At 54.4% G+C, this 15,701-nt stretch carries 5 protein-coding genes and 1 riboswitch; of the genes, 4 read left to right on the top strand and 1 reads right to left on the bottom strand.

The genetic code is table 11. From position 1 onward, the window contains the following. The first annotated feature begins 204 nt into the window (after window positions 1–204). On the top strand, window positions 205–4,131 hold the full coding sequence (locus OHL22_RS03015) for an FG-GAP-like repeat-containing protein (protein ID WP_263333043.1): 3,927 nt from the start codon (window positions 205–207) through the stop codon (window positions 4,129–4,131). 67 nt (window positions 4,132–4,198) lie between these two features. Next, window positions 4,199–5,974 carry a CRTAC1 family protein gene (locus tag OHL22_RS03010; protein WP_417281651.1) on the top strand — a complete coding sequence of 592 codons (1,776 nt, stop codon included), beginning with the start codon at window positions 4,199–4,201 and terminating at the stop codon, window positions 5,972–5,974. Between the two features lie 15 nt (window positions 5,975–5,989). Here OHL22_RS03010 and OHL22_RS03005 read toward each other — a convergent pair whose 3' ends face one another. After that, the gene (locus OHL22_RS03005) at window positions 5,990–7,636 is read right to left on the bottom strand and encodes a carboxypeptidase regulatory-like domain-containing protein (RefSeq protein WP_263333039.1); all 1,647 of its coding nucleotides are present in this window, start codon (window positions 7,634–7,636) and stop codon (window positions 5,990–5,992) included. Window positions 7,637–7,848: 212 nt separating this feature from the next. Next, window positions 7,849–8,076, top strand: a riboswitch (cobalamin riboswitch). Window positions 8,077–8,106: 30 nt separating this feature from the next. On the opposite strand from OHL22_RS03005, the gene OHL22_RS03000 reads away from it, so the two are divergent. Further along, the gene (locus OHL22_RS03000; protein WP_263333037.1) at window positions 8,107–10,671 is read left to right on the top strand and encodes a TonB-dependent receptor; all 2,565 of its coding nucleotides are present in this window, start codon (window positions 8,107–8,109) and stop codon (window positions 10,669–10,671) included. A 379-nt stretch (window positions 10,672–11,050) separates the two neighbouring features. Then, the gene (locus OHL22_RS02995; RefSeq protein WP_263333035.1) at window positions 11,051–15,205 is read left to right on the top strand and encodes a carboxypeptidase regulatory-like domain-containing protein; all 4,155 of its coding nucleotides are present in this window, start codon (window positions 11,051–11,053) and stop codon (window positions 15,203–15,205) included. Window positions 15,206–15,701: the final 496 nt, after the last annotated feature.

The following is a 15,701-nucleotide window of genomic DNA, read 5'->3' as shown; positions in this document are numbered from 1 at the left end:
TTTTTCTTTCGAATCCGCGGATCCACCGGGTACATGGACCCAAATTCGGTGAGTGCAGCTGACAAGACTGCCGAGGTATCGTTTTCTCAGTGTGCTGTAAACGGTTACAGGGGCAGCGCACAACACGGTAGAACATACAAAGAAACTTTGTCAATCGAAAGTTGGAGGCGATGAAAAAGCCTCAATTTGACATGGGTTTTCCGCATGCCTGTAGCGAAAGGTGAGCTGATTTTCCACTGTGGTGGTATTCTGCTGTTCAACCTGCCGGGTGATCGGACAACAACGCGAAGCATGTATTCTCCCTCCTATCCCAAGTCAGGTGTCACCCGGCGCAGGCTTCTGAAGTATCTGGGGATTGCGCCTGCCGCAGCTCGGTGGGTTTCGCTGGCAGGTTCCTTTCTTCCGCGGGAAGCGTTCTCTGAGCAGCCGTCCTACCCCAGCGAGGTTGATTTTCACGAGCCTCGACTGCAGCCGCATTATCCTTCAAAGTCTCCGCTCGAGAGTGTGCTGCGCCTTGTTGCTCCCGGGCGCGACGAGTTCTTCACTGAAAAATATGCGGCTGAGATTGATTCAATTCTCCAGAATCTCTCAAAGGAATTGCAGTCTGCTGCTCCTGGCTTATCGGCGCTTAAAAATGTATTCGACAGTTCTTTTTCAGGAACCGGCTTGCACGTGGTTCAGGAGAAGACGCTCAGTTCAAATGCAGGTCTGGAACTGATCGAGAGAAAATTCGCAAGCGATGGAGTGGGTCCGGACGGATTTCTGCATGGATTCGAAGCATATCTCGGTGGAATGCATGTCGAGACCGCGGAATTCCAGATTGTGTTGATTCAACAGGCATCGGAGACTCCGCTCACTGCGCACGCTGAGATACGTTACGACTTTGTCCTTGCGAAAGGACAGAACCAGCGCGAACAGCGCATCGGAACCTGGACCACGGAGTGGATAGCCACGGGGCAAGGGAGGTGGGCCGTACGCAATTGGTCCACAGCAGAGGAGCGAGTGGCTCGCTTTCACGGATACGGATTTGAGGATGTGACCTCTGCTGCGTTAGGGCACACAGAGTCGTATCGTCAACAACTGCTTCGCGGTGGTGACTACTGGCGAAGTGTACTGGACGGCGCCTGCGGCATCGATGTTTATGGCAACAACGGCATCGCCGTCGGTGATTTCGACAACGATGGTTTTGACGATATGTACGTATGTCAGCCTGCTGGACTGCCGAATCGTCTGTATCGCAATCGCGGTGACGGAACCTTTGACGATGTTTCTGAGTCGTCCGGAGTGAACCTGCTGGACGGCACAGCGTGCGCGCTCTTTGCCGATTTTGATAACCGGGGGCTTCAGGATCTGCTCGTCGTCTGTGCCAGTGGACCGCTCTTCTTTCGCAATACAGGCGCGGGTAAATTCGCGCTCGCGCCGAATGCATTCCGTTTTGCGCAACCACCGCAGGGAGCGTTTACTCACGCAGCGCTGGCTGACTATGACAACGACGGACATTTAGACATTTATCTTTGCACGTACTCTTACTACGTCGGACTGGATCAGTATCACTACCCGATTCCATATTTCGATGCGCGCAATGGCCCAGCCAACATTCTCATGCACAACGAAGGTAATGGCATATTTGTCGAGCGAACCAGGGAAACTGGATTGGATGCGGAAAACGATCGCTATAGCTTTGCCTGTGCATGGAATGATTTCGATGGAGACGGGCATCCTGATCTCTTGGTAGCCAACGATTTCGGCCGGCCCAATCTCTACAGAAACAACGGCAATGGCACATTTACTGCCATCTCAGAGGAGGCTCACGTCAGTGAAGTAGGCGCTGGTATGAGCGCTGCGTGGGGTGATATCGATAACGACGGAAATCCTGACGCCTATATCGCCAATATGTGGTCAGCGGCTGGCGAACGTGTTTCGACGCAGAAGCAGTTTCATCCCGAAGCCAGCGCCGAAATTCGTAAGCTCTATCTGCGTCATGCACGCGGCAATTCGGTTTTTCACAATACTGGAAAAGGTGTCTTTGAAGACGCGAGCGAAAGCTCAGGTGCAAGCATGGGGCGATGGTCCTGGTGCTCGGACTTTCTCGATTTTGATCACAGCGGCTGGATGGGCCTGTACATCGCCAATGGATATATCTCTGCGCCGGACCGCGGAGATCTGGGGAGTTTTTTCTGGCGTCAGGTGGTGGGCAAATCTCCCAATGACGCTACGCCTTCGCAAACCTATGAGCATGGTTGGGGCGCATTGAACGAGTTGATTCGTGCGGATGGCACATGGAGCGGATACGAGCGCAACGTGCTTTACGCGAATGACGGCAAAGGGCAGTTCTTCGAGGTCTCGGGGGTCCTTGGTCTTGACTTCGTAGAAGACAGCCGCTCCTTTGCGCTTGCAGATCTGGATGGCGATGGACGCATGGAGATCGTGCTCAAGAATCGCAACGCTCCGCAGCTTCGCATTCTGCATAATCGCAACGCTCAGATCGGAAATTCGATCATCGTTCGGCTGCGCGGCACTCGATCGAATCGCGACGCGGTTGGAGCCACTCTAACGTTGCGATGTGGCCAGTTGCAGCAAACAAAACAGTTACAGGCTGGTTCAGGCTTTCTGGCGCAACACAGCAAAGAGGTTCACTTCGGTCTAGGTGCTGCTCCAGAACGCATCGATCTCTCTGTTCGCTGGCCTATGGGCGCAACCCAGCATTTTTCTGACTTGCCGGCGAATCACAGGATCGAGCTTGTCGAGGGTTCAGACAAATATAAGGCAAATCCATTTGCTAAGACCGCAACGGCATTTGAAAATGCAGTTCCGCAGAGAATTCCAGATCCGTATCCAGCTACCGCGGAGACATGGCTGCTGCAGCCGATCAAAGCGCCCGGTTTCTCGCTGAACGACGTTGCTGGAGCTCCGCATAGCCTGGAGAAACTGAGCGGCAATCTAATCGCTCTTGCCTTTTGCGACGTAAGTTCCAATCTCAGTCTGCGCCAGCTTGCACACTTCGCCGAAGCCGTTTCCGCTGCCAGGAGCAGTGATCTTAGTTTCATCGCGGTGCACTGTGAAAGTGGCGGCCAGAAATCGTCAACCGAAGCGGATATCCGAAAGCAGAACCTTCCGTATCCAGTTCTCTTCGCCAATGATGAAGTTGCCGGACAGTACAACATCATTTACCGCTATCTTTTTGACCGGCGGCGTGATCTGGGTTTCCCGACTACCTTTCTTCTTGATCGTGAGGGCATGATTGTCAAGGTCTATCAAGGGGTAGTCGAAGCAGGCAGGATTATCGATGATGCTGCATCCATACCGACGCACCCGCAGGACCGTGTTCGCAAAGCGCTACCATTCGCTGGACCACTGTATCAGGACGCGATTCAGAGAAATGATTTCACGTATGGCGTCGCATTCTTTCAGCATGGCTATCTAGATCAGGCAGAGGCGTCTTTTCGCCAGGTGATTGCCGCCAAGCCCGACGATCCGGAGGCATATTACAACCTCGGTACATTGAGCCTGCGCCGTAATGATTTATCAAATGCCCAGTCATACTTGAACAAAGCCATTGAGTTGAGACCGGAGTATCCAGAGGCATGGAATAACCTCGGTATGCTCGCAGCTCAGCAGAACAATCCTCAAGAGGCCATTCGCAATTTCCTGAAATCGATTCAACTCAGACCTTCATACGTCATCGCTTACCTCAACCTCGGGAATGTCTATCGCCGTCAGGGGCAGGCAGACAAAGCGCTCGAATATTTGACTCAGGCAATAAAGCTGCAACCTGATGATCCGGAGATCTACTACAACCTGGGCATGTTGTATGCTCGCGAAGGGCAAAGCGATCTGGCGGCGGACAACCTCAATAAGGCGATCGCACTGCGTCCTGAATATGCTGAGGCTCGAAATAATCTTGGTGTCCTGTATGTTCGCAACAAGAACTACGATAAGGCGGAAGAGCAGTTCAAGGCATGCGTTCAGATCGTGCCGGACTTCGATCAATCGTACCTAAATCTCGCCAGGTTGTATGTGCTGGAAGGAAAGCGCGACCAGGCGCGCGAAGTGCTGCAATCACTGCTCCAGCATCAGCCGGAGAATGGCGCCGCAAAGCAAGCCTTGCAGATGCTGGCATCCAATCCCTGACGATAGCGATACCTTGTCTCGCTCAAACGTACGAACCGTGCGTTGAAACTTTATAATGGCGCTGTCTATGAACGTACCGCGGCGGCGTTTTCTTAGTTCCTCTCTCTATCTGCTTGGCACACCGCTGCTGGATGTGCTCACTACGCCCTTGTGGAAGTGGCGCAATCCTGAACTCGTACATGCCGCTGTTGCTCAACCCTCATCTCCAAGCGTCCAGTTTGTCGATGTAGCCGCACAAGCCGGCCTCAATGCGCCGAATGTATGGGGCGGCATCGATCACAAGCGCTCCATCATTGAAGCAAAAGGCAGTGGCCTCGCGTTTTTTGACTATGACAACGATGGCTGGCTGGATATTTATCTGACGAATGGCGACCGTCTCGACGCAACATGGCCTGCAGGCCAAGCGCCTACCTCACATCTCTACAAGAACAATCGTGACGGCACGTTTACAGACGTGACTGCAAAATCAGGGCTGGGCCGCACCGGCTGGCAGACCGGAGTCTGCGTCGGCGACTACAACAACGACGGGTGGGACGATCTCTTCTGTTGCTTCTGGGGCCACAACATTCTCTTCCGCAATAACGGCGACGGCACCTTTACGGATGTAACGAAGAAGGTGGGTCTCTGGCAGGATGCAGTGCGATGGGGAGCGGGCTGTTGCTTTCTCGACTATGACCGCGACGGTCATCTCGATCTTTTTGTCTGCAACTACATCAAGCTTGATCCGGACAAAATTCCTTCGTTGAGCCAAACGACATTTTGCCAGTGGAAAGGAGTTCCGGTGATGTGCGGTCCGCGCGGACTCCCTGGTGACACCAACATTCTGTATCGCAACAACGGCGACGGCACGTTCACTGATGTGTCTGAGAAATCCGGCATCCTCAAGCCCGGTCCACGCTACTCGATTACATCTGTAGCGTACGACTTCGATAACGACGGCTGGCCCGATATCTACGTTGCTGTTGATTCGGAGCCAAGCATTCTTTTTCAGAACAACCATGACGGCACATTTACCGATGTGGCAGTCGTGGCTGGCGTAGCCTATAACGACGATGGTCACGAGCAGGCGGGCATGGGTGTTGCCGTAGCCGATTACGACTGCGACGGACATTTCGATATCTTCAAGACCAACTTCGCCGACGATACTTCCAATCTCTATCACAACAATGGCGATGGAACATTTACTGATATGAGCTTTGCTGCTGGCGTTGGCGTCAACAATAGTTTCGTGGCCTGGGGTTGCGGTTTCATCGACTACGACAACGACGGCTGGCTCGACATTATGCAGATCAATGGGCACGTCTATCCCGAGATCGATAAATACAACTTCGGCCAGAAGTTCAAGAATCCGCGCATCGTATATCGCAACCTTGGTAACGGACACTTTCAGGACGTGTCGGCGCAGATGGGACCGGGTATTACAGAGCACTTTTCGAGCCGCGGCGCGGCCTTTGGCGACTACAACAACGACGGCGCTATGGATGCGCTGATCCTGAATATGAATGATCTGCCATCGTTGTTGCGCAATGACGGAGGCAACAAGCAGAACTGGATCAAGCTCAAGCTGGTTGGTACGAAATGCAATCGCACGGCTATCGGCGCCCGCGCCCGCGTCATCACAGGCAAGCATATTCAGATGGATGAAGTGCACAGCGGCGGCAGCGTTATGTCGCAGAGCGACCTTCGGCTTCATTTCGGCCTGGGCAAGCTCGATACGGTAGATGCCATCGAAATCAAGTGGCCGACAACAGGAAAGATTGAGCGCTTCACACAGGTAAAGGCGAATCAGATCATAACCATCCGCGAGGGCGATGGCATCATCGCAACTTGGAAGCCCAAATAACAGCGGAAGTGGAGGTTAGTTCTTTTCCGGCTGTGCGGCTACCTCAAATTGCTTGATCTCCTGCCGCTGCTTTTCAACTGCCGCAGCCTGCTCTTTCTCGATGGCGTCATGCTGTGCAAATTCATGCTGCGCCTTATCTTTCTCGCCCAGACGATCGTAGGCAACGGCAAGCCGATAATGCGCGTCACCAAGTTCTGGCTCAGCTGAGATTGCTTTCTGAAAGAAAGAAACAGCAGCGGACATATCGTGGTGCGAAGAGCTCAGAATCCCCAGTTGCAGATATGCTTCGCCACAGCGGGAGTCGAGCGTAACCGCCCGAGTCAGCAAACTCTCTGCATGTTGCGCTGAGGAGTCGTTGACACCTGCCGGATGCCGTCTCAGAAGCGCGGCAGCATAGAGATAGTTCGCCTCAGAACTGGATGGTTGCAGGTCTACAAACCGGGCCAGCTTCGTCTCGATGCAGGGAAGTGGATCAGGAGAGACTGCATCGACCTTGCCCAGAATTTCATAGGGCTCAGGATCGGACGGAGCCAGGTCTGAAGCTTCGCAGAGGCGTTGCGCCGCCTGCTCATAGAGCGCCCCGGCAAAGAGCGACGCGCCCAGTCCCATGGTCATGCGGGAAGAGGACGGATAGGCAGCAGCGCCTTTTTCAAAAACAGCTTTTGCCTGCCAGATCGCACGGTGCAAGAGCAGTTCCGATCCCCATGCAAAGTAATTTTCTTCGCTTGCATTGGTGCGCACCGCAGCTTCAAATTCGCGAACCGCATGTAGAGGATCGTTTTGCGCCTCATCGATTTCTCCCATGAGGCGATGCGCATTGCCATCTGCGCTGGCATGCAGCAATCGTTCCGTTTGTTCCCGTGCATGGGCCAGGTCTCCGGCCATCTTATACGCCAAAGCCAACTCATAGGCGTTAGTCTTGTCTGCGGAATCGATACGATTTGCAGCTTGCAGCGGCGCGATCGACTCCTGCGCACGTCCTGCACGAAGCAGGAAGTCGCCAAGCTCATGGTTGGTGCGAAAGCTCTGTGGATCTTGCGAAACAGCCGCGCGCAATTCCGCCTCTGACTTGCCCGCTTCAGGATTCTCCTCGGTCAGACCTGGCAATCGATACTGCGCATGCGAGTCTTGCATCAGAACCGTCTGGCGCGCCAGCGTTTCGCTAGTGCGAAGATTGGCGTCGGAGCCGTGACCCCCAACAGCGGTCCAGTCCGTTACTCCTGCAATCTTGAAATCAGGCTCGTCGGCAAACTCCATCGCCGCGGCTTTTTCGTTCGCCGAAGATTTGTGGGGAATGTTGGGGGCCACAGCGATTACCAGCGTGACCACGTTTGATTCGGAATCTGAAGATGCGTCAATCTCCTGTGCCGTGCTTCGTTGTCCATGCCACTCTGCCTGCACTGAATATTTCGCAGGCTTAATGTCTCGAAAATCGAAATTCCCTGCGGCATCTGATGTTGTCTGCCGCGGTGCAGTTGATTCCGGTTGGGTGAGCGTTACCACTGCTTCAGGCAGCGGTGTACCCCTCGTATCCCGCACTGCGCCGTGGATTGCAGTTTGACGGTCTTTGGTGCCATCAGTTCGCGCTTGTGCAAGCGCTTGTTTGTCAAGAGAGGCGATTGTCAGCAGAATCGCCAGGAGCAAACTGAGGCGAAGCAACATTCTCAGTTTGAAAGCGCAGTACGTAGACGCGTGTTGATCTGGAAACAGCATAATTTGCGTGCAGTAATAACTGCTTCTATGACCGCGGCGCTCGCTCTGGCCATTAACCCAACATGCTACACTGAGCCAGTCGTCCCCGGGCAGTGCGCTGTGTTTAAGCCGCTTGCGACAGCCTGCGGTGATACGACGTTTTGCCGATCCTGCGCAACGCAATGAGGGTTTTCTCTGAAGATTTGCGCGATACCTTGACTGAGACTCGCCAGGATGTTCGGGAAGGCGGTGTAACTCCGCCACTGCCCCGCAACTGTGAGCGCTACTCGCGGACTGCGCGTTCTATCAGCAGTTCGCAGGAACTCTGTCCATGCGCCACTGGGAGGATATCCCGGGAAGGCGGCCGGAGATGCGCAAGTCAGGAGACCGGTCCTCGGCGTCAATCACTTGCTTACGTTCCGAGGGGAACGGAGGGAATGATGACTCCTACCAAAAAGAATTTTCAGTGGCGTACATACGTGTTGCGAGCCAGATGCCTCTTTCATCCGTATCTGTCGGCGGCGCTCGTTTTGCTGTTGTCGCCCGCGCTGCTGCTTGCAGGCGTTATTCGCGGCACTGTTACTGATAACACCGGGGCTACCGTAACCGGAGCAACCATAGTGCTGCTCAACGGCGGCAAATATGTAGCCAAGACACTGTCTACCTCCGACGGCAGCTACCAGTTCGTTACCGGACAGAGTGGCCGCTTTACGATTGTCATCACGGCGCCAAGTTTTCGTCAGCTCGATGTACCCGCATTCTGGGCTGGATCGGGAGACAGCGTAGAGAAGAACCTGGTTATGGAGCCGCAGTGGGTGCATCAATCCATCGTCGTCACCGCTACCGGCACTCCAACACCACAGCAGCAGACAACTTCCTCAGTGGATGTGCTCTCCGGACTCGACCTGCAGCGGCGTTACGACTTTGTCAGCCTGTTGCGTCTTCAGCCGGGAACATCTGTTGTGCAGGCCGGCGAGCTTGGAGCGCAAACCTCGCTCTTTATTCGCGGCGGCGACTCCAACGCAGCACGCATCCTGATGGATGGCGCCACAATCGATGAGGTGGGCGGCATCTTCGATTTCGGCTCGCAACCCACCACAGGCATCGAGAACACTGAAGTTTTGCGCGGCCCCGACAGCAGCCTCTATGGCGCAGATGCCGCCAGCGGTGTTGTCAGCTTTAACACGCCGCGCGGATATACACCATCGCCGCTGCTTACATTTCATGGTGATATCGGCAACTTCACTACGTTTCTAAATGAGCTTGAGTTGGCCGGCAGCCATAAGAAGCTTGACTACTATGGCGCATATTCATGGCTGCAAACACAGAATACGATTCCGATGGATGAGTATCACCTCGGTAGCGGAGCCGTGAATCTCGGATGGGCTCCCACGGCAAACCTGATCTTTCGCGGGACCGCGCATTACAACGTCTCAGCAACAGGCGTGCCCAACGCGTGGGACTTCTATCATGTTGCCGACGACCGCAAGCAGAGCGACCAGAACCTCTACATGAGTGGGTCAGTTGACTACCAGTTTACGCCTGACTTTCACAACCACATCGCCTACGGCGGAGCGCGCAAGCGCGAGCAATCCATGCAGTGGTATCCCGCCGGCATCTGTGTTCCCGCCGGTACCTGCGAAGAAGATCTCGGCACGCCTGGAGCAGGGAACTACTACGGTCTCCCTGTCACAATCGCAGGCGCGAATGGCTACAGCACGAGTGGCCAGGCCATCTTGAATTATTCGACTGCCAACTATTCGGTCTACCCCAACCGCCTCGATCTGGTGAATAACCGCGATCAGGCGCTATATCAAGGCGACTTTCATCTCACGCCACATCTGATGATTCTCGGCGGTTTTCATTTTGAAGATGAGCGCGGAGCAGAGCGTGAACCGGTGTATTTTCTCGACGAAAACGCGCGCCGGCACAATTATGACTACCTCGCCGAGGTTCACGGTGATTTTCTCCATAGCCGCATCTTCTATACACTTGGCGGCAGCCTCGAGCACTATCAGGTCTTCGGCACGCAAACCTCTCCCCGCGGCGGCATCTCGGTTTATGCGTTCAAGCCCAGCCCGCATGTCTTCAGCGGCACGCGTGTGACCTTCAATTTTGCTGAAGCTGTGCGTGAACCAACCATCGCTGATGAATCCGGCTCACTCTACGGACTTCTACTTGCATACGGAGAGCAATCAATCATCCAGCAACTGAATATTCCGCAACTCAGTGCTCCTACCGCACGAACTTATGAAGGAGGAGTAGAGCAGGGCTTTCTAGGTGATCGCGTCATCTTCCATGTGAACTTCTTTCACAACGAATTTGGCCGTCAGATCGAAGACGTAGGAACTGGTTTGATTCCGTACTTTTTCCCGGATCTAGCTACTGCCCAACAGCAGCAGCTCGAGGGGCTGCTCAACAACAACGGTGCGTTTTCGCTTGATGTGAATTCTCAAAATTTCCGCGCGCTCGGTATCGAAACCACAGCCGAAGCTGGCCTGGGCCGCAGTATTTTCCTTCGCGGTGGCTATACATATTTAGATGCTGTGGTCCAGCACTCCTTTTCCAGCGATGAAGAGAATCTGCTTGGTGGCTATCCTGCCACGTTCGATGGCATTCCGCTGGGCATCTACTCGCCGCTGGTAGGCGCGCGTCCATTCCGTCGCCCGCCGCACACCGGCTTTGTGACCGCGACCTACGCCGGCAAGCGCTGGACACTTGCCGCAACAGGCTCTTTCGCCAGCCGCAGCGACGACTCTACCTATCTGGGGTACATGGATATCAATCAGGGCAATTCACTGCTGCTGCCCAACCGCAATCTCGATTACGGCTTCGCCAAGATCGATGCCGGAGCCAGCTTTCAATTGGTTCGCTATCTTTCGATCTATGGACAGACCGAGAACCTGACCAGCGACCAGCACATTGCACCCATCGGTTATCCGAGTTTGCCGTTTACTTTCCGTGTTGGGCTTCGCATTCAGCTGGGTAAGCAGGCGGGTGAATAAAGAAAACTCATCGAGGGCGTGTCTGGTGGCAAGCCACAGCGCTGCCGTTTGTATTCACAAGCGGCGGCGCATACCTCGCCCAAGAGGATTTTGCATTCGGGTTTTCCGAAAATCGCTCTTACTACCAGAACCAGCAACCATTCCTCCGAGCTACCCCAAAAATGGGGAGCAATTAGAACCCTATTTTCCACAGGTTCAATCAATAGGCCCAATTTTCTTTGCGTCGTCAAGCTGCTTCTGTGCTACCAAATATTTACGCCCCTTTAACAAAGAGCGAAAACGCACAGGGGCATTCTGTAGGCAGGCTCACCTTTTTCAATATCCAAGCCGTCGTAATTACGTTCTAGTGTTCCCCAAACCTGGACCTTCTGAGGAAAACATGAAAATACACTCTTTGAAGCGATTCAGCGCTTTGCGTCTAGTTGTCTTTGTAGCCCTTATGGGCATTTCTATATCAGCCATTGCGCAGCAAACTCTGGGTTCGATCAACGGCACCGTGCTTGACCCTGCCGGCGCCGCGATTCCTGATGCAACCGTCACTGTAACCAATTCTGCGATTGACTTCACTCGATCCGCGAAATCCCAAGGGGATGGCTTTTTCCAGATATTTAACCTGCCGATTGGCACTTATACCGTGAAGATTTCGCATGACGGCTTCGAGACCACGGAGCTTACCGGCATCGGTGTACAGGAAGCCCGTGCGACCACGGTAAACGGTACGCTCAAGCTGGGCCAGGTTTCCAACACCGTCGAGGTAACGGGCAATCCAATGCTCAATGCCACCGACACCACCAATGGCTACACTCTCGACTCCACACAGATCGAGCAGACGCCACTTGCCACAGGAAGCTTTACGCAGCTTGCGACTCTTTCGACGGGCGTCAGCGCCGAACTGCTCTCCAATCTGGACTCAAACGCTGGCCTAGGCAACCAACCCATCTGGGCAAACGGCCAGCGTGACACCTCTAATACCTTTCAGGTGAACGGCGTCGATTCGACCAATATCTTCAACGGCAAGAGTTCTTCGGGTTCGCCCTCGCAGCGCTATAACTTTGGCGTTGGCGAAACCGACCCGGTGGGCGGTGAAAATGGCACAGGCACGAGCGTATATGAGTCCAACGGCAACAGCCTGCCTTCGCCTCCGCCTGAGTTCCTGCAGGAGCTTCGCGTCAACACCTCGATGTACGACGCCCAGCAGGGCGCCACTGCCGGCGCACAGATCGACGTCAACACCGCGACCGGCACGAACAACTGGCATGGTCAGGTCTACGGCACGTTCGCAAACAACTCACTGAATGCTTCGCCGTTTTTCTTCAATCAGGAAGCTCAACTGTCTCAGGAAGGTGTCGGAGCTTTTCCGTCGTATTTGGCCAATCCAGCTTTGCACCGCTGGACGACCGGTGGCACATTTGGCGGTCCAATCAAGAAAGACAAGCTCTTCTTCTTTCTTGCCTATCAGCATGGCAATTTTAGTGATCAGGCTACGGGAATCTCGCAGACCACCGTACCTTTTGGCTTGACCAATGACCGCTCCACGAGCGGGATCAACAATGCCCTCCTGAGCTGGTGCTACAACCCCCAAACAGCTTCCTATAGCTGCTCCGCTTTGCCCTCTATTGACCCGGTAGCCAGCGCGTTGCTCAACGCTAAGCTACCGAACGGGCAGTTCATGATTCCTTCGGCTCAAAACTCAAATTACATCGGGTACGGCGTCCCCAATGTGACGCTTGTCGGCACATCCACGCTCATCACGGATCAGGCGACGGCTTCGCTCGACTACGCTGTATCCAAGGCGGATCAGCTTTCGTTCAAGTACTACTACCAGAATGATCCCGTCCATAAGCCGTATGGCCTTGCCGCAACCGGAGGCTTTCCGCTCACCCAGGAAAATGGCTCCCAGGTTGGCGCGATCGACAACACTATCGTTCTCGGATCTCGCATCAACTGGGAGCAGCGCCTTGGCTTCGTGCGCATGCTGTCTTACAGCTACAACGATCAGACAGTTCTGCCCGATGCGACGCTTGGTCCTACGTTTGGTATTGGCTCGGGAGATAGTACCGGACTGATTCTGTCTAAGCAGATGCCGGGCCTGCTGATTGATCAGATGGCAACATCGAATCTCGGCACATCCGGGCCATCCATGGCCCTCGGACCTTATAGCTCGGAAAGCACGACGGTCAATGCTGGTTACTACCAGAATCGCATCAATCCCTCATCCAACGTTATCTTCTCCCTGGGCAAGCACACGCTCATTGCGGGAGGCGGATACAGCTACACACAGCTCAACATCGAGAACAACCGCAATGGCATGCTGAATGTCACGGCGAAGGACTTTAACGGCTTCCTTCAGGGAGAATCGTACAAATCCAACATTCTCGACAGCACAGTTGCAGGCTCCAACCGCAACAACATGGACCGCTACTACCGTTCCAACGAGCTCGCCTTTTATTTGCAAGACAAGTGGCAGGTGCAACCCAACCTCAGCATCACTGCGGGCGTGCGCTACGACTACCACGGCGGCCTGACAGAAAAGTACGGCAACATGTTCACCTTCAACCCGTCGCTTTATGACGTCACGGGCACCAGCGACGAGGGTTTTAAAGTCTTGAATTCAGGTTTCGTCGTCGCTCCCAACAACCACTTTGCAGGCAGTGTCGCCAAATCCAACCTCGCCGGCAGCGATTCTACGTTGACTGGCAGACAGTGGGGCATTAGCCCGCGCGTCGGTTTTGCCTGGTCGCCGAAGCAAAACCAGGGGCGGATCGTCTTCAGCGGAGGCGCTGGTATCTACTTCGACCGCGGGGAACTCTTCAGCTACCTGTCGCAGCCATACGGCTCGTCGGGTGGTGGAGGTGTGTTCGGCGTAACCCAGGCAGTTCCGCTTGTCACGCTGGTTTCCGGAGCCGGCGAGACTTTAGAGGACCCCCTGGGAACACCTTCCTACGTCGCGCCAAGTGCTGATCCCTCTTACTTTGGGCAGGCTTTGCAGGCCCAGCTCGACAACATGACGGGTAATGACGAATACGTGCTGTCCGGCGGTGCTGTCCAACCCTTGGGTAAGAAATGCGGTGCCATCGATAATCAGGAGAACTACCAGGCTTGCACCCCAACCATCGATTTTGGATCCTACAACCCGAGCAATGTTTTACCGTATACGATCAATTACACGCTCAAGATGCAATGGCAGCCCCGGCCGGATTTGTCCTTCGATCTTGGTTATGTCGGAAATCGTGGTCGTCACTCGGTTATTCCCATCCCATTTAACGAGCCAGGCCTGGCGACGGCGCAGAATCCCATCTGGGGCGAAACAGCTAGCTACGGCTGGCAGGTACTAAATGCCAACTCTGTAGCTACGATCAACACGCCGTATGGTTATCAGAATTACGATTACAACTCCATCGCAGGTGAGCCGTGGAACACAGCCAGCGGTGGCAATATAGACTTCCGGACGCCCTACGTCGGATATAACTTCAACTCGGCGCTTTTCAAGACCGTCGGCGTCTCTGCGTACGATGCTCTCCAGGCTCATCTAGAAAAGCGCCTGTCGCATAACTTCCAGGCAGGCGTGAGCTATACCTGGAGCCATGCTCTCGATGAACAGAGCGATCTGGGCATCTTCTTTACCGGAGATAACCCAAATCGTCTGCGTGATTCATGGGCTTCAGCCGACTTTGACCGTACGCATATCTTCAGCGCCAACTTCCAGGCAGCTCTGCCCAATTGGAGTAAGCCTCGCTCGGCGCTCTCTTTTGTAACCAATGACTGGAACCTTACCGGCGTCGCGATTCTTCAGAGCGGCCAGCCATACTCGCTCTATGAGTTCTACGGCGCTTCGGGCAGCATCTTCGTCGGCAACTATCCTAACCTCATGAATCCGATTCTGGGCGTGAAGAATCCGAGCAATCCCAAATCCATGCAGACCGGCAACAAGGGATCGTTCCGTGGAGCGGGTGGCGATTACATTCCGGCTCTCGATCCTTCGCAGGTAGCGATTAACTATCTTTCGCCGGGCCAGGATGGCATCCCGGTTTCCACCGGCAACGATCCGCAGGATATCTACGAGACGGATTTCGCACCCTCCGATCAGCGCAACATCTTCCGGCAGTCTCCGCAGAAGCGCCTGGATGTATCCTTCCGCAAGAGCCTCAAAATTACGGAACGCTATAACCTGCAGTATGCCTTCAACATTTTCAATGTAACCAACACCACCAGTCTCGACGTGCCGATGAACCAGACTCAGATCGCGCAAAGCTATGCTTGCTCGACAGCGGCTCAGAATGGACTGGGAGGCTATAACAATTGCACGAACTATTACCTGAACTACGGTCAGGTAGCGACCACCAATGGTACGGCAGACCAGGCTTCTGCTCAGCAGGCGTTATTTCAGGTGCCGCATGTGAATGGTTCCGGCAGGAGCACCACAGTGCCGGCAACCATCAACGGCAGCCCCAACAACGGCGCTAACTTCGGTTCTGTCTTAGGAGTCATTGGTGGCGCGCGCTCCGTCACAATGGCACTCCACTTTACCTTCTAACACTCGATTCATCAGCAAGCATCGAACCGTTCGAATCAAATCAACACAGCAAAACCCAGCCTGCGTGAGCATTGGCTGGGTTTTTTGCTGGGTAGCTATCACTATCGGATACTTTTTGAGAGACCGGCGCATCCTTATTTTTGTTGCTAAATATTTATGTTTCCTCGCACTTTCGTTAACGCTCCGTTTCTATGCAGCAGGCATCGCGGCTGAAGTTTTAACTCGTCTCAATTGCTCCGCACAGAAGCGGCAGCTCCGGCTGCCGCTTTGTTTTCCATTCGCTGCACGAAGGCACAAATCTCCATAAAAACACGTAACTGCAAATCTCTGCATCCGTGCGAGTTACAACATTCCCCGCCAAAGCCGTTGCAGTTCGGCCTGGAGTGTTCCACGCGGAGCAATCCGTGGGGCATTTTCCAGAGGGAAACAAAAAGGCCCCAGCCGAAGGTGAGGGCCTTTGAGTTTGCGCCGAAGGCGCGGTCGTCTGGACGGCGAG

Source organism: Acidicapsa dinghuensis (assembly GCF_025685685.1).
Taxonomy (GTDB): domain Bacteria; phylum Acidobacteriota; class Terriglobia; order Terriglobales; family Acidobacteriaceae; genus Acidicapsa; species Acidicapsa dinghuensis.
The sequence above is the reverse complement of the archived record's forward strand: the minus strand, read 5'-3'. Positions and strand labels throughout refer to the sequence as shown.